General features: G+C 68.6%; 9 protein-coding genes and 1 pseudogene. 8 read left to right on the top strand and 2 right to left on the bottom strand.

The features are described from left to right. The 8 genes from GXW71_RS24810 to GXW71_RS24775 form a co-directional block, all read left to right on the top strand. Positions 1-3,663 (top strand): non-ribosomal peptide synthetase (locus tag GXW71_RS24810; protein ID WP_211855381.1); only part of this gene is annotated, 3,663 nt, incomplete at its 5' end. Then, positions 3,660-4,682, top strand: coding sequence for an alpha/beta hydrolase (locus GXW71_RS24805; protein ID WP_211855380.1), 1,023 nt, complete (start codon positions 3,660-3,662; stop codon positions 4,680-4,682). The genes GXW71_RS24810 and GXW71_RS24805, both read left to right, overlap by 4 nt. A gap of 86 nt (positions 4,683-4,768) precedes the next feature. After that, positions 4,769-6,988, top strand: a complete 2,220-nt coding sequence (locus GXW71_RS24800; RefSeq protein ID WP_211855379.1) for a TonB-dependent siderophore receptor — start codon at positions 4,769-4,771, stop codon at positions 6,986-6,988. A gap of 80 nt (positions 6,989-7,068) precedes the next feature. Continuing rightward, positions 7,069-7,887, top strand: a complete 819-nt coding sequence (locus GXW71_RS24795; protein WP_211855378.1) for an ABC transporter substrate-binding protein — start codon at positions 7,069-7,071, stop codon at positions 7,885-7,887. Continuing rightward, complete coding sequence (gene fhuB, locus GXW71_RS24790; protein ID WP_367617365.1) at positions 7,880-9,889, top strand: Fe(3+)-hydroxamate ABC transporter permease FhuB; 2,010 nt, start codon at positions 7,880-7,882, stop codon at positions 9,887-9,889. The genes GXW71_RS24795 and fhuB overlap by 8 nt, the downstream gene beginning before the upstream one ends. Beyond that, positions 9,886-11,547, top strand: a complete 1,662-nt coding sequence (locus tag GXW71_RS24785; protein ID WP_211855377.1) for a cyclic peptide export ABC transporter — start codon at positions 9,886-9,888, stop codon at positions 11,545-11,547. The genes fhuB and GXW71_RS24785 overlap by 4 nt, the downstream gene beginning before the upstream one ends. After that, complete coding sequence (locus tag GXW71_RS24780; RefSeq protein ID WP_211855376.1) at positions 11,544-12,350, top strand: ATP-binding cassette domain-containing protein; 807 nt, start codon at positions 11,544-11,546, stop codon at positions 12,348-12,350. The genes GXW71_RS24785 and GXW71_RS24780 overlap by 4 nt, the downstream gene beginning before the upstream one ends. Positions 12,351-12,449: 99 nt before the next feature. Then, positions 12,450-13,514, top strand: coding sequence for a siderophore-interacting protein (locus GXW71_RS24775; protein WP_211855375.1), 1,065 nt, complete (start codon positions 12,450-12,452; stop codon positions 13,512-13,514). 641 nt (positions 13,515-14,155) lie between these two features. Here the strand turns inward: GXW71_RS24775 and GXW71_RS34970 are convergent. Both GXW71_RS34970 and GXW71_RS24770 read right to left on the bottom strand, forming a co-directional pair. Next, positions 14,156-14,398, bottom strand: a pseudogene (locus GXW71_RS34970) (IS5/IS1182 family transposase); the annotation flags it as partial. Positions 14,399-14,509: 111 nt separating this feature from the next. After that, a complete protein-coding gene (locus GXW71_RS24770; protein WP_211855374.1) occupies positions 14,510-15,232 on the bottom strand; it encodes a helix-turn-helix domain-containing protein in 723 nt (240 codons plus the stop codon). Positions 15,233-15,250 lie beyond the last annotated feature (18 nt).

The raw sequence follows: 15,250 nt of genomic DNA, 5'->3' as shown, positions 1-15,250 counted from the left end.
GCAGAGGCGGAGCGTGCGGCGGGGTTCGACCTGGCGCAGCCGCCGCTGCAACGGGTGCTGCTGATCCGGCTCGACGACAACCGACACCACCTCATCTGGACGCGGCATCACATCCTGACGGATGGCTGGAGCTCGGCGCGGCTGATCGGCGAGATCCTTGGCACCTACTACGGTCAGCCGCTGCCGGCGGCGCCGGCTCGCTATCGCGACTACATCGCCTGGCTGCAGACACGCGATCGCCAGGCCGCGGAGCAATTCTGGCGCGGGCAGCTACGCGGCCTGGACGCTCCAACGCTGCTGGCGACCAGCCTGGCGGCGGCCCCCGCTGGCGAGGGGCACGCCATGTGCCATACGCGATTGGACGAGGCCGAGACCGAGCGCCTGCGAGCCTTCGCGCGCCGTGAGCGCATCACGCTGAACACCCTGATCCAGGGCGTCTGGGCGCTGCTGCTGCGGCGCTACACCGGACAGCAGACGGTCAGCTTCGGCGCGACCGTCGCCGGCCGGCCGGCGGCCCTGCCGGGCGTGGAGGAGACGGTCGGCCTCTTCATCAACACGCTGCCGGTGGTGCTGCGGCCTGAGCCCGATGCGGCGGTCGGCGACTGGCTGCGCGCCGTGCAGGCGCAGAACCTCGCGCTCCGCGAATTCGAAGAGACCCCTCTCTACGATATCCAGGGCTGGGCCGGCTATGCGGGCCAGCCGCTCTTCGACAGCATCATCGTCTTCGAGAACTACCCGGCGGATCGCGGGCTGCAGCAGCGCGCGGAGCGGCCGCTGCGCTTCGCCAATCTGACCACGATCGACGTGACGAACTACCCGATGGACCTCTCGGTTCTGGTCGATACGACGTTGGTGGTCGAATACACCTATATGCTCAGCCATTTCTCGGCGGCGCAGGCCGAGCAGATCCGGGAGCAGTTCGAACATCTCCTGCACAGCCTGGCCTCCGATGCCGGCCGGTCGCTGGGCGACATCCGGCCCGAGACGGCGCGCGACCGCGGCGCTATCGCCCGCTGCAATGCGGCGGCCGTGGCCTGCGCCGACCGGCCCTTCGTGCATGAGGCGATCGCCGGCCATGCGCGGCGCGACCCTGATGGCATCGCGCTGATCATCGGCGAGACCGCGTTGACCTATGGCGCGCTGGACGCTGACGCCAATCGCCTGGCGCACCACCTGATCGCGCAGGGCGTCGGTCCGGACATCCTGGTCGGCGTGATCGTGCATCGGACGGCGGCGACGATGGTCGCGCTGCTGGCGGTGCTGAAGGCGGGCGGCGCCTATGTACCGCTCGACCCGGAATACCCGGCCGACCGGCTGTCCTTCATCATCAGCGACGCCGGCATTGGCCTGTTGCTCGGTGAGCCGCCGGCGGGCATCGACATTCCGCCGGGCCTGCGGATCCTGGATCACACCGGGCTTGATCTCGCGGGACTGGCGGCGACGGCGCCGGTGCCGATGCTGGCGGGCGAGCATCTCGCCTATCTGATCTACACCTCGGGATCGACCGGTCAGCCGAAAGGCGTCGCGGTGACGCATGGACCACTCGCCATGCATTGCGTCGCGACGGGCGCGCTCTACGAGATCGACGAGAACGCCTGCGAGCTGCACTTTCTCTCCCTTGCCTTCGACGGGGCGCATGAGCGCTGGCTGACCGTGCTCACCCATGGCGCGCGCCTGGTGATGCGCGACGCGACGCTCTGGACGCCGGAGCAGACCTGTGCGGTGCTGCACCGGCATCGCGCCACGCATATCGGCCTGCCGCCGGCCTATCTCATGCAGCTGGCTGAGTGGGTCGAGCGGCACGGCAATCCGCCGCCGGTCGCCCTCTACTCCTTCGGCGGCGAGGCGATGCCGCAGGCCGGCTTCGACCGTGTCCGCCGCGTCCTCGCCCCGCGGCTCCTGATCAACGGCTATGGCCCGACCGAGACCGTCGTGACGCCGCTTGTCTGGAAGGTCGACGCGTCAGCGGATTGCGCTGCCGCCTATGCGCCGATCGGCGTGCCGGTAGGCGACCGGCAGGCGTATATCCTCGATGCCGATCTCAACCTCGTCCCCGACGGCGTCGCGGGCGAGCTCCACATCGGCGGCAGCGGCCTGGCCCGCGGCTATCATGGGCGCGCCAGCCTCACGGCGGAACGCTTCATCCCGGATCCCTTTGCCGCCACGCCGGGCGGCCGACTGTACCGCACCGGCGACCTCGTCCGCTGTGGCGCCGACGGCAATATCGAGTATCTCGGCCGGCTCGACGACCAGGTGAAGATCCGCGGCTACCGGATCGAGCTGGGTGAGGTGCAGTCGCGCTTGCTGGCCCATCCCGCCATCCGCCAGGCGGCCGTCGTCGCCGCGGCCGCGCCGGAAGGCAGCCGCCTGATCGGCTATGTCACGCCGCTGGTGCCGGGCGCGCCTGCGGACCGCCTGGTGGAGACCGTCCTGGCCGATCTGAAGCGCCAGCTGCCGGACTACATGGTTCCCGCCCGCATCATGGTGCTGGAGGCGATGCCCATGATGCCCAACGGCAAGGTCGACCGGCATGCTCTGCCGGAGCCCGTCTGGGGCAGCGATGACCACGTGCCGCCGGCGACCGAGGCCGAGGCCAGGATCGCTGCCATCTGGGCCGATGTGCTGCAGCTGGAGCGCATTGGCGTCACCGACAATTTCTTCGAACTCGGCGGCAATTCCCTGCTGAGCCTGCGGGTGATCGGCCGTCTGCGCCAGGAGCCTGCGCTTGGCGTCGAGATCAAGCTGCGCGACCTGATGCGCAGGCCGACAATCCGGGCGCTTCTGGCCGGCGTTGACACGGGCGACAGACCCATGGCGCGGCTGCCGCTGAATGCTGCGGTTCCCGGTGCTCCGCCGGTCTTCTGCCTGCATGGCGGCCTGGGCACGGTCTTCGACTACATCCCCCTCGCGCGCCGTCTGGAGGGACGCCGTCAGGTGATCGGGCTGCAATCGCGTATGCTGGTCGACCGGCGCTGGACCGATGCCTCGCTGGCGGCGATGGCGACTGACTATGCGCAGGAGATCCGGCAGATCCAGCCGGCGGGGCCGTACCATCTGCTCGGCTGGTCGCTCGGCGGCACGCTCGCGGCACTGACCGTCGCGGCCCTGGAACGGGAGGGCCAGCAGGTCGCTTTGCTGGCCCTGGTCGACAGCACGCTCCCGGACGCCATCGAAGCGAAGCGACCGGACTGGCTTGAGGCGCTGCGGGCGCTCCTCGCGCCACGGCTGCCCGAGGCATCCCGGCCGCGGTTGGAAACGGCGATCCTGAAGGCCAGGGAAGCAGGCCGGCCGGAGAGCGAGATGGCCGTCGAGGGCATCATCGCCGCAGTCCTCGACGCGCTCCCGCCCGATGCCGCCCGGTCGTCCCTGGAGATCTTCGGGGGCGGGCAGGGGGCAGGGGACCTCGCCCGCGCCTTCATTGTCGGGCGCCATCTGAGCGACCTGGCGGCAGCGGCCGGCCCCTGGCCGGCACTGCGGGCCAAGCCGCATTGCTGGTGGACCGGACGCCGCGGCGAGGCATGGCATCTTCCGGAAGCGCATAAAGAGGGCGCGATCGGCGATGACCACTTCGCCATCCTGCGCGACCCGCTCTGGCTCGATGCCATCTGCGGAATTCTGCTGGCCGAAGCGATGGTCGGCCAAGCGGCGGATCCGGCGGAATGACCGGCCCGCACCCGGATATTGCCGCCCTGCTGGAGATGGTGGAGGTCGGCACCGAGAGCGGCAGCCGCGTCCCGCTGCAGCATCTCGCGCCCGATCGGGCGCGGGCCGATTTCGACGCCTCCTCGCTGCTGCTCGAGGTGGAGACGCCGCCGCTGGCGCACGAGCGCGCGCTGCTGCTGCCGATGCGCGATGGTGCCGGGATCGAGGCGCGTCTCTATGCCCCCGGCGCGCCGCGGCCGGGATCGCCGCTGCCGGTCCTGCTCTACATGCATGGCGGCGGCTTCGTCGTCGGCAGCCTGGCATCGCATGAGCCGCTCGGCCGCCGCCTCGCCGCCGCTGCGGGCTGCGCAGTGCTGTCGGTCGCCTACCGCTTGGCACCGGAGCACAAATTCCCGACCGCCTTCGAGGATGCGGAGGACAGCCTCGCCTGGATCGGCCGGCATGGGATCGAGGAGGGGCTGGACGCCGCCCGCATCGCCATCGGCGGCGACAGCGCCGGCGGTACCCTGGCCGCGGCGCTGGCGATCGCGGCGCGCGATGATGGGCGGCACCCGCGCCCGCTGCTCCAGCTACTGGCCTATCCGGGGCTGAGCGCCTGGCAGGACGCGCCATCGCACCGGGCCTTCGGCAAGGGCTACCTGCTCGAACAGGACACCATCCAATGGTTCTTCCACCAGTATCTGCGCGGCGATGCGGATCGGAGGGACTGGCGCTTCGCGCCGCTGGAAGCACCGTCGCTGGCCGGGGTCGCGCCGGCGCTGATCGTGCTGCCCGAATTCGACCCGCTGGTCGATGAGGGACGCGCCTATGCCGAAAAGCTGCAATGCGCCGGGGTGCCTGTCGAACTCTTGCTCTATCCCGGGATGATTCACGAGTTCCTACGGATGGGGAATGTCGTCGACACCGCGGGGGATGCCCTTGCCGCCATCGCGGTGCGGCTGGTTGCCGCATTTCGAGGGGGGCCTGGGACACCGGCCGCTTCTCCGGTCGATATCGAAACGTCTGGTTCTTTGTACTGAACACCGCTCCGAACAAGCGGCCGGCGCTCTTCCGGCTGATCACATTTGATGATAATGCATCGCAATTGCATCGAGGGGGCGGACTCATGAGCGCTGGCGCGGGGATCATCGGGAGATCTCGGGTTCGGGGATGGCAGGCGGTCCTGTGGGGCACGACGGCATTGCTCGCGCCTGCCTGTCTGAGCCCGGTGCTGGCCCAGGTCGCCCCCGCGGCGCCCAACCAACCCGCCGCATCGACGCCGCCGATTGAGCAGAACGCTCCGCGGATTCCCGAGATCAATGTCGAGGGGCAGACACCGCGCGGCTGGAGCCCGGTCACCGGCTATATTCCGGAGGTCAGTGGAACCGCGACCAGGACCGACACGCGCCTGATCGAAACGCCGCAATCGATTTCGGTGATCACCCGCGATCAGATGGACGCGCAGCGCGCCCAGACCATGCGCGACGCCCTGGCCTATACGCCGGGCATCGTCTCGACGCGCGGCTTCAACACCAGCGACGACAGCTTCTCCATTCGCGGCTTCCAGGGCCTGGCGCAGCTCGGCAGCATCTACCGCGACGGTCTCCGCTACGGCGCCAACAACTTTGCCCAAGGACTGACCGAACCCTATGGGCTTGAGCGGATCGAGCTGCTGCGCGGCCCGGCCTCCGTGCTCTACGGCGGCGCTGAGCCGGGTGGCGTGCTGAACCTCATCAGCAAGCGTCCGACCTTGACGCCTTTGCACGAGATCGAGCTGAGCGGCGGCAGCTACGGCAACCGCCAGATAGCCGTCGATCTTGGCGGCCCGATCGATGCCGCGGGCGTCTGGTCCTATCGCCTGACCGGCCTGCTGCGCGGCGGCGACACGCAGATCGACCACATCCATGACGATCGCCGCTACATCGCACCAGCGCTGACCTGGCGCCCCAACGCGGATACCAGCCTGACCCTGCTGGGCGCCTACTACTCGGGCGACACGGTCTTCAACTACGGCCTGCCGTTCCAGGGAACGGTCCTGACCAACCGGAACGGGCAGATCCCGACCGACCGCTTCATCGGCCAGCCGGGCTTCGATCGCTATGTCACCGAGACTCTCTCGCTCGGCTATGCGTTCGAGCACCGGTTCAACGATACCTTCACCTTCCGGCAGAACTTCCGCTATCTCTACGCCAACTCCGACATCAGGGACCTGCAGTTCCTGACGCTCAGTGCCAATCAGCGGAGCGTGACCCGTTCGGCGGAGAATCGCCGCACCACCTCCACCCAATACACGGTCGACAACCAGCTGGAGGCGCGCTTCGACACCGGGCCGCTGCGGCATACGCTGCTGGTGGGCCTCGACTACGCGAACACGCGGCTGGTCGACATCCGGGGCGTGGCGCGGCCGACGGTCAGCTCGCTCGATCTCTTCGCGCCGCAGTACAATACCGCCTTCCCGGCGGCCCGGCTCGGTTCGACCACCAATCTGTTCAGCACGGTCGAGCAGACCGGCATCTACGCGCAGGATCAGATCCGTATCGCGGACCGGTTGGTGCTGCTGGTGGGCGGGCGCTACGACTGGGTCTCCTCGGTGACGCTCAACCGGCTGACCCGCAACCTCTCCGATCCGGATGACGGGGCCTTCACCGGCCGCGTCGGGCTCGTCTATCTGTTCGACAACGGCTTCGCGCCCTATGCCAGCTACTCGACCTCCTTCCAGACATCGGCGGGCCTTGCCAGCCGTTCGGGCGAGGATTTCAAGCCGACCACGGGCCGGCAATACGAGGTCGGCATCCGCTATCAGCCGCCGGGGCGGCGCAGCTTCGTCAGCCTCGCGGCCTACGAGCTGACCAAGCGCAACGTCACCACCAGCGACCCGGTCTTCGCCGGCTTCTTCGTGCAGCAGGGGGAGGTCCGCTCGCGCGGCGTCGAGCTCGAGACGCAGCTCGCCATCACCGACAACTTCAACATCATGGCCGCCTACACCTACACCGATGCGCTGGTAACCAAGAGCAACGCGGCCGACCTCGGCACCGTGCCGGCGACGATCCCGATGCATCAGATGACGCTCTGGGGCGACTACACCTTCCGCGAAGGCGCGCTGCGCGGCTTTGGCTTCGGCGCCGGCGTGCGTTATTCCAGCGCCACCTACAACACCGGCAACACGGCGCGGGTGCCGGACTACACGGTGGTGGACGCGATGGCGCGCTACGATTTCAACGAGCAATGGCGCCTCTCGGTGAACGTGCGCAATCTCTTCGACAACACCTATGTCGCGAGCTGCACCTATGCCTGCTTCTACGGCGAGAGGCTGACGGTGACGGCGGCGCTGCGGTATCGCTTTTGACGTCGGGCGACCACCGTCAGGCCCGGCATCCGGCGGCGCTGTCCAGGCGCGCTGTCCTGGGCGCGGCGGGGATGCTGGCAGTGGCGCCTGCCTTCGCGGCCGGGCCGCCGCAGCGGATCGCTGCGGTCGGCTGGCCGGCGGCTCAGGCGCTGCTGGCACTGGGCGTCCCGCCGCTCGGCGTCACCGAGATCCGCCGCTACGAGCAGCTGGTGATCGAACCGGCGCTGCCGTCATCCACCCTCGAGCTGGGGCTGCGCTTCGAGCCAAATCTGGAGCAGTTGCAGGCGCTGGCGCCGGATCTCATCCTGGCCGATGCCAGTGCCGGCGGGATCCTGCCAAGGCTGCGCCAGATCGCCCCGGTCAGCCTCTATGCCTGGCGCGGGCCGCAGGGCGTCGCTCTGCCGCAGGCCCGCACCGGTCTCCGCATGCTCGCCGGCGCTATCGGGCGTGACGCCGCCGGGGAGGCATGCCTGGCCGAGCTGGACGCCACATTGGCTCGGGCACGCGACCAGCTGCGGCCGATCAGCGGGCGACATGTCTTCCTGGTGGCCGAGGTCCTGCAGCAGCGCATGCTGATGCTGGGCGGCGGCAGCCTCTTCCAGTCGGTGCTGGACGCGATCGGCTTGCGCAATGCCTGGACCGGGCCGACCAGCGCTTTCGGCCATGCGCTCGTGTCGCTCGATGAGTTGGCCGCGGCGCCGGACGCCAGGCTCATCCTCACCGGGCGGCAGGGGCGGGACTGGCAGGATTTGGCCGGAGACCCGATCCTCCGGCACCTCCCTTTTGTCCGCGAAGGGCGCGTAACGGTGTTGCCGGCGACCCTGTTCTATGGCGGCGTCCCCTCCGCCACGCGGCTTGCGCAGCTGCTGATGCAGCATCTGGACATCACCAGTGTCTGAGTTGCGATTGTCCGGGCCGCCACTCGTCGGGCCGCGTTCGGCCAGCCGGGTCGGCTGGATCATCGGCGCCTTGTTGTTGGCCGCAGCCCTGCTCGCCTGGCGGGAGCTCGCCGGCAGGCTGCCCCCGGCGCTCTGGTGGCAGGCGGCCTTCGCGCCGGTCGAAGAAGATCTGCGGCAGGTCGTCGTGCACTACGCCATGTTGCCGAGATCGGCGGTGGCGATCCTGGCCGGCGCCGCCTTGGCGCTGGCGGGGATCCTGCTGCAGCAGGTGCTGCGCAACCCGATGGCGGAACCCGCGACCCTCGGGGTTTCGGCCGGGGCCTCGCTGGCCCTCACGGGCGCGACGCTTTTCCTGCCGGGCCTGCTCGTCCTGGGCCGCGAACCCGTTGCCTTCGCGGGAGGCGTGGCGGCGCTCGTGCTGGTGCTGGCCTTGTCCTGGCGGCAGGGTTTCGCGCCGCTGCAAGTGATCCTCGCCGGCATGGTGGTCAGCCTGGCCTGCGGCGCATTGAGCGCCGTGCTGGTGCAGTTCCATCACGACATGCTGCTCGGCCTGTTCATTTGGGGCGCCGGTACGCTGGATCAGCGCGGCTGGGACAGCGCACAACTGCTCCTCACCCGCCTCGCCGCGGCCACGCTGCTCGCGTGGCTGCTGCTCCGCCCATTGCGCTTGCTGGAACTGGACGAGGAGGTCGCGGCCAGCCTTGGCGCGCGGGTGGCGATCACCCGCCTGGCCGGGCTGGGGGTCGCGGTGCTGCTCGCCGCCTCGGTGGTCAGCGCGGTCGGGCTGATCAGTTTCCTTGGTCTCGCCACCCCGGCGTTGGCGCGGCTGCTCGGGCTGCGCAGCTTCAAGTCGCGGCTGCTCTGGGGGCCGCTGCTCGGGGCAGGCCTGCTCTGGCTGACCGACCAGGTCGTGCTGCTGATCCCGACCGGTTATCGCAGCCTATCGACCGGCGCGATGGTGGGGTTCCTGGGCGCGCCGCTGCTGATCTGGCTGCTGCCGCGCCTCCCGGCCAGCCCTACCCCAATTCTTGCCCGGCCGCAGGTACCCGGCCGGCATGGGCGGCCCTGGCTCTTGCTCCTGGGGCTCCTGCTCCTACTGCTCACCTTGGTTTGGCTGGCCCTCGCGATCGGCCAGGATGCCGAGGGCTGGCACTGGGCCAGCGGCCCGGCATTCGAGGCCTTGCTGGCCTGGCGTGCCCCGCGCGTCGCCGCAGCGCTGGCCTGCGGCCTGCTGCTCGCGCAGGCGGGGACGCTGATGCAACGCATGACCGGCAATCCGATGGCGGCCCCGGAAGTGCTCGGCATCACATCCGGCGCGGCGCTCGGGGTGATCGCCCTGATCTTCACCGTCACCGGGACGACGCGTTGGACGCAGATGGCCGCCGGCGCGGCGGGCGCCTTCGTGGTCCTCGCGATCATGCTGGCGCTCGGCCGCAAATCCGGCTTCGCACCGAACCGACTGATCCTGGCCGGCATTGCGCTGACAGCGCTGCTCGGCACCATGACCGGGCTGGTGATGGCGAGCGGCGATCCCCGGGCTGTGGCGCTGCTCACCTGGATGGCGGGCTCGACCTACGCGGTCTCAGCCAGTGAGGGCACGGTGCTCTTCATCCTCGCGGCCATCAGCCTGCTGCTGGTCCCAGTCCTGGCGCGCTGGCTGGACATCCTGCCGCTGGGCCCCACCGCGGCGCGGGTGCTGGGCTTGCCGCTGACGTTGGCGCGGCTCTGCCTGCTGCTGCTGACCGCGGCCATGACCTCCGTCGCCACGCTGGTGGTCGGGCCGCTGAGCTTCGTCGGCCTGCTCGCCCCGCAGATCGCCCGGATGGTCGGGCTGGGGCGTGCCCTGCACCAGATGCTTGGCGCCGCTCTGCTGGGCGCCATCATCCTGGTGCTGGCGGATTGGGTCGGCCGCAATGCGGCCTTCCCCTTCCAGATCGCCGCGGGATTGCTGGCGACGGCGATCGGCGGGCCGGCGCTGCTCTGGCTGCTGGTCCGCCGATGAGCCGCCGCGTCCTGTTGCAGGAAGGCATGCGGCTGCTGCGGCCATTCCGTCGCCTGATCCTGCTCGCCGCCGCCTGCGGCGCGGCCGCCGGCCTCGCCACCGTCGCGCTGCTGGCGACCGTCAACCGCGCGCTCAACCAGCCCGAGGGGCTGGCCAGCGGTCTGTTCGGCGCCTTTCTCGGGCTCTGCGCCATGACGCTGGTCGGTCGGGCGGTGTCCGACATCCTGACCAACCGTGTCGGCCAGCGGCTGGTCGCGCAGGTTCGCACGGCGCTCGGCCGCAAGATCCTGGAGGCACCGATCGCGGCGCTGGAGCGCTACCGCTCCCACCGCCTGCTGCCGGTGCTGACCAAAGATGTCGACATGATCTCCGACATCGCCTTTCTGCTGGCATCGCTGCTGATCGCCAGCGCCGTGACGCTGGGATGCTTCATCTACCTCGCCTGGCTGTCGCTGCCGATGTTCCTGCTGCTGCTCGTCTCGCTCGGCCTCGGCAGCATCATCCAATATCGCGCACGGGCGCGCGCGATCCGGGGCTTCCGCGCCGCGCGCGACAGCGAGGACACGCTGCACAAAGCCTATCGTGCCATCTCGGAAGGTGCCAAGGAGCTGCGCATCAACCGCCGCCGCCGTGCGATGGTCTTCGGCGGGCAGATCGAGGCGACGATCGACCGCATCCGCGCGATCAATGAAGGCGCCATCCGCAATTTCGTGCTGGCCAATACCGTCGGCTCGGCCCTGCTGTTCCTGGTAATCGGCCTGCTGCTGGCCTGGCAGCTCCTCTTCCCCGCACCGGACCAGGCGGTGCTCAGCGGCTTTGTGCTGGTGTTGCTCTTCGTGAAGGGGCCGATGGACCAGATCATCGCCGCGATCCCGTCGCTGGGGCGGGCGCAGATCGCCTTCGGTCGGATCGCCGAGCTCTCGGCAGGCTTCGTCACCCCCGAGCCGGGGGTCACCACGGACCGGCCGGTGCCGCCGGATCGCCAGATCGACAGCCTGGCGCTGCGCGGCCTGCGCTACGCCTACCCCGCGAGCAAGGGCAGCACGCCCTTCACGCTGGGGCCGATCGACCTGACCATCCGTCGCGGCGAGATCGTCTTCATCGTCGGCGACAACGGCTCGGGCAAGACGACGCTGATCAAGCTGCTGCTGGGCCTCTATGTGCCGACCGAGGGAGAGGTGCTCCTCGACGGGCGGCCGGTGACGGATCTCGACCGCGACGACTACCGACAATTGTTCACGACGGTCTTCGCCGACTACCACCTCTTCGAGGAGTTGGCCGAGGATGCCGATGGCCTGGCCGAGAGGGCGGGGCCGTATCTGGAAAGGCTGGAGATTGCGCATAAGGTGACGGTGGAGAACGGCGCCTTCTCGACCACCGATCTGTCGACCGGCCAGCGCAAGCGGCTGGCGCTGGTGCAGGCCTATCTGGAGCGCCGGCCGATCGTGGTGTTTGACGAATGGGCGGCCGACCAGGACCCCACCTTCCGGCGTATCTTCTATACCGAGCTGCTGCCCGAGCTGCGAAGCCAGGGCAGAACCCTGATCGTCATTTCACATGACGACCGCTACTTCGACATCGCCGACCGCGTCGTGCGCCTGGACGCCGGGCGAGTTCAGGCGGAAGAGGTCGCCGTCGCCAAGGATCCCGCACCATGACGCCTTCGCGCAGCAGCGCGCTCGAGGTTGCGTCGCTCTTCACCCTTGAAGACGCCACCTTTCGTGTGGGTGCCGCGACGCTGCTGCAGCCGCTGCGCCTCGAGATTCCCGAAGGCCGGGTTATTGGGCTGATCGGGCACAATGGATCGGGAAAGTCCACGCTGCTCAAACTCCTGGCCCGGCAGCAACCGCCTTCCAGCGGGGGCATCAGCTTCCGAGGACGGCCACTGCACAGTTGGGGGCATCGTGCCCTCGCGAGGGCTGTCGCGTATCTGCCGCAGGACACGCCTCCCACTGACGGCATGCTCGTGCGAGAGCTCGTGGCGCTCGGCCGTTACCCATGGCACGGGGCGCTCGGACGATTTGGCGCCGAGGACCGCCGCAAGGTCGCCGAGGCCATGGCACTGACGGAGGTGGAAGGCTTCGCCGAACGCCAGGTGGAGACGCTCTCCGGCGGCGAGCGGCAACGCGTCTGGCTCGCCATGCTGGTGGCGCAGGACGCAACCTGCTTGCTGCTCGATGAACCTATATCGGCGTTGGACATCGCGCATCAGGTGGAGGTCCTCGCCCTCATCCGGCGGCTGAGCCGTGAGCGGTCGCTCAGCGTGATCGTGGTGCTGCACGACATCAACATGGCCGCGCGCACCTGCGACGAGATTCTCGCCCTGAAGGGCGGCCATCTGCTGATGCGAGGGAGCCCGGGAGACATCATGGCACCCGAGCGGTTGCAGGCGATCTATGGCCTGTCGCTCGGCATCATGCCGCATCCCCAGTCCGGGGAACCCATAGCCTACGTTCCCTAGAGTGGATGCCTTGAGGCGGTTCGGGGACGATCACCAACTGCGCAGCCCGGAGGGTGCATCGACCTGCCCGGCGCTGACATCGACAAAGGTCGCTGCGTGATGGCGGAATTCACCTCCGAGACGCTGATCCCCTTGCGCGATCCCGCCACCGTCGCGGCGCAATTGATCGACCACCTGGCCGAGCATGGCGTGATCTTCGAGCGGCAGGGCGATGCCTTCGTCACCAGCCTGCGCTTTGGTCATGGCGTGATGCGGGTGGAGGAGGGCGGCCTGCGCTTTCGTGCGACCGCCCAGGAGCTCGCTGGCCTGGAGCGGATCCGCGCGGCCATCGCATCCCATGTCCTGGAATTCGCCGACGACGAGCGTCCCGATATCCGCTGGGACGGGCTGCCGTCCGGCGAGATGCAGGCGGATTTCCGCGAGCTGCGGGTGCTGGCGGTCGAGGACATCGCCCTCCGCATGCGGCGCCTGACCTTGTCGGGGCAGGATCTCGGGCGCTTCGCGAGCCTGGATGATCTGCATGTAAAGCTCTACGTCCCGCCGCCCGGATCGGCGCGGCCAGCCTGGCCGCGGCTCGCCGCGGATGGCCGCCTGATCTGGCCCGATCCGCCTCACCGCCCCGCCCAGCGCGCCTACACGATCCGCAGCATCGATGCGCAGAAGGGCGTCATCGAGATCGATTTCGTTCTTCACACCCATGGTGGCCCCGGCGCTCGCTTCGCCGAGCGGGCGCAGCCAGGCGACTTCTGCGGCATATCCGGTCCCGGTGGTGGCGGAATGCCGACAGCGCGCTGGATGCTGCTCATGGGCGACGAAACCGCACTTCCGGCGATTGCTCGCATGCTGGAGGCCATGCCGCCGCATGCCGCGGGCATCGCGATCATCGAAGTGGATGGGCCAGCGAGCGAGGTGCCCCTGACCGTACCCGCAGGATTCGCCCTGAGGTGGCTGCACCGCGGAGGGGAGCGAAATGGCCCCGATAGTGGGCTGCACGCAGCTCTCGCTGAGATTGCCTGGCCAGCACATGACGACCGCTTCGTCTGGGCGGCCTGTGAACGCGCCGCCGCGGACCAGATCCGGAAGGAGCTTCGCGTCATCGGTCTTGAGCGGGCGCAGTATCGGGTCGCCGCTTACTGGCACCACGGGAGAGCGGGACGAGATTGACCGGAGGCGAGAGGCCTGACCAGAGGTTCGACGCGGGGCGAAGGTGAAGGAGGTCGGAGCGTCCCTTTGCAGAAGAAGTGTCTCTCGGGCGCCAGCTCCTCGCCTGCGTCTGGGTCGGTGCCCCGCCGCTCTGCGCCCAGTCCGGCACTTCCGTCACGACGCAATCAATGACCACCACCGTCAGCGGTACCCCTTGGCGACCCCTCATACCGGCTGCCGACCCAACTCTCCTTTGCGCGCTCACTCTTCCTCGTGACCTGAGCGCGACACCACGGCATGCAGTCGATCTCCGCTCTCAAAAGATAAGACGAAGTGACCTATCGGCCCGACAGTGAAAATTCTTATTCGTAACAAAATGGCCCTGCGTCGCTGCCGGTCCAGCGCAGCTTTCTTCAGCTATGCGGACCAGCCGATGCTTTCGTTTGATCGCGGTCCATCTCGATGACCTGCCGTCTACCCTGACCCAGATCGTCGCTCCGTGGGTCACGCCCTGGCCGCGCAGATTCGCCGCGACCTCCAGCCTCCTGCCATGAAACGGAGCGGCGGAGACGGTCTGCAAGCGGCCGCCGTGAGCTCGCGAAAGATCCCGATAGCGGGAATGCGCCGCAGAATCGAAGCGGATGAGTGCGGCTCGATGCCCTGAAGCCCGGGCTTTGTCGGTCACAGACAAAGTCGGCGCGCGAGAAGGTGCCATCTTGCCGGCGTGACTTGTCGAACACAGGGGAATGCGGCTCGATGCCTCGTCCATGCACCAGCCAGCCGAGCATCTCAGCCGAGCCATAGCTGGTGTTGGCAATGATCTTGCACGGCCATAGCCCCAAACTGTCTGCGGCGCGCTCGATCCTTCGCTTGGCGGCCGTCACTTCGGCTTGGCGGGCGGCAGTGAATCAGGACCCCAGCCCAGCCTCAATGGCCCTTTTCAACAGAATCGGCGGAAAGCTGCCGGACTGCTTGCAATCCCGAAAACCCAAATCCGAGCCGCTTCGATCAACCAGTCAGAAGGCCCCGTCCACAATGCCTTCGACGATGATCCAGAACACCTTGGCCGGCGCGTCGCCGTCATTGTGGAGGCTGTGCGCCAGCATGCTGCTGAACTGGAAGCTGTCGCCGGGCAGCAGCCGCGCAGGCTGCCCATCCACCACGATGCGGATCTCGCCCTCCATGACCCAGCCGGCCTTCTGGCCGACCCCCGTGACGACATCGAGATTCTCCGATCTCGGCGGCAGTGCGATGTGCATCATCCGCAGGCTGCGGTTGCCGGGCGGCGAGAGCATCTCCTTCAAGATCGGCGCGGTGCCCACCAGGATCCGCTGATGGCTGCCGGCCCGTGCGACAAAGGCCGGGTCGTTGGCCGTGGGCTCCGTCGCCAGGATCGCGTCCGTCGCCACGCCGAGCGCCGCGCAGATCTTCTCGATGGTGTTGAGCGAGGGATTGGCCCGATCACGCTCGATCTGGCTGACGATCCCGGCCGATACGCCCGCGGCGGCGGCAAGCGCATTGACGCTCATCCCGCGCGCCATCCGCAGGGAGCGCACCCGCGCGCCGATCAGGTTGGACAGGCGGCCGGGCGCCGTCATGGCTGTTTCCAAAGACCCTTCCTCCGGGTGCCGCATGATTTCGCTGCTCCTTATGACATAGGAACGCTTGACGGTAGGGGGGGCGTGCAAAATAATGAACGCCTCTTCAATCGGTGCCCCGCCTGGGCCGGTTGAGCCCATCCATCCGGGGATTCCGCC

The organism is Plastoroseomonas hellenica, assembly GCF_018129085.1.
Taxonomy (GTDB): domain Bacteria; phylum Pseudomonadota; class Alphaproteobacteria; order Acetobacterales; family Acetobacteraceae; genus Plastoroseomonas; species Plastoroseomonas hellenica.
The sequence above is the reverse complement of the archived record's forward strand: the minus strand, read 5'-3'. Positions and strand labels throughout refer to the sequence as shown.